This window comes from Actinomadura rubrisoli (genome assembly GCF_004349215.1).
Taxonomy (GTDB): Bacteria; Actinomycetota; Actinomycetes; order Streptosporangiales; family Streptosporangiaceae; genus Spirillospora; species Spirillospora rubrisoli.
The window spans coordinates 1-1,032 of sequence record NZ_SMKU01000735.1; the positions used below are offsets into that span (position 1 = coordinate 1).

A 1,032-nucleotide genomic window follows, 5' to 3' on the forward strand; every position below is an offset into this window, starting at 1 on the left:
GACGTCGTGGGCGCCGCCGGGTCCCGAGGTCGGCGGGGCGCGGCGGGTGCGGGCGTCCCGGTCCCCGCGTCCCGGCGAGGGTCTTGACGGCGCACCGCCGCTGCCGGTGGGGGAGGCGGCGCCGCCGGGGTCGGCGCGCGACCTGGCGGCGCGCGACGGGGGCTGCGCGCCGGTGGGCGGACGGCCCTGGACCGGGTGGCGGAGCGCAGGCCGCACGACATCGGCCAGGAGGAGGTGCCCGAGGTGACCGGTGGTTCAGGCGACGGTTTCCCGTTACGCGCGGGTTCGTGGCGGCGCGGGGCCGCGGCTTCTACGGCGCGGTGGCGCGTGATCGGTCCGTACGGTTCAGCGACGAGGGCGCGCAAGGGCTGGGAGCCGGGAGAGAACGCCGGCTCCGCGTCGATCTCCGTGCCCACGCTGCGGATGGCGGTGTCGGCGCCTGGTGCGAGCGGATGTGCTGTCTTCGCGCACCTGCGCAAGGAGTGTTTCGGGGACGTCCCCGGCAGCGGGTCGGGTGTCTCCCGCGAGGCGTTCTGCGGCCCCGCCGAGCGGCGCGCCGGAGCCGGCCGGTCGGCCGCCGCCATGTGAGGTCGCGGGACGGCCGCTGTGGGGGCCGTGCCTGGCCGCCGTTTCCGGCGGTGCGGGTTGTGGGCGGCGGGCGGGTCAGCCGCCGAGGCTGTCCAGGGCGACGTCGAGGCGCTGGGCGAGGCGTTCGAGCTGCTCGTCGTTGGCGCCGGTGTCGAGTTCGGCGATGACGGCGTCGCGGGTGGTGATCACCATCATGTCCTCGGGGCCGTCCGGTCCGGGGGCGGCGGTGGTGGAGGGGACGACGGCGGCCTGGCCGCCGACGATGACCAGGGCGGCGTGGCGGTCGGTGGAGGCCAGCAGGGCGTGCAGGTGAGCGGGTGTGATCGTCGGCATTCGGCGGCCTCCAAGGGCTGGGATCGGTTCGGTCTGGTGCTCGGCGGCGGGGTGCGGTCAGGGTTTGTGGCCGATTCCGGTGGTGAACTCGCGGCCGCGCAGGGGGCCGCC

The 1,032-nt window shown here is 76.7% G+C and carries 2 protein-coding genes and 1 pseudogene; 1 reads left to right on the forward strand and 2 read right to left on the reverse strand.

What is annotated here, in order from left to right:
- Window positions 1-216, reverse strand: a pseudogene (locus tag E1298_RS50035) (hypothetical protein); the annotation flags it as partial.
- 111 nt (window positions 217-327) lie between these two features.
- On the opposite strand from E1298_RS50035, the gene E1298_RS47185 reads away from it, so the two are divergent.
- Window positions 328-588, forward strand: coding sequence for a hypothetical protein (locus E1298_RS47185; protein WP_131903857.1), 261 nt, complete (start codon window positions 328-330; stop codon window positions 586-588).
- A 75-nt stretch (window positions 589-663) separates the two neighbouring features.
- On the opposite strand, the gene E1298_RS47190 is transcribed toward E1298_RS47185, so the two are convergent.
- Window positions 664-921, reverse strand: coding sequence for a hypothetical protein (locus E1298_RS47190; protein WP_131903859.1), 258 nt, complete (start codon window positions 919-921; stop codon window positions 664-666).
- Window positions 922-1,032 lie beyond the last annotated feature (111 nt).

Bases quoted from the DNA above. Each gene is read 5' to 3' on its own strand.
- E1298_RS47190 (WP_131903859.1), bottom strand. From the start codon at position 921: ATGCCGACGATCACACCCGCTCACCTGCACGCCCTGCTGGCCTCCACC.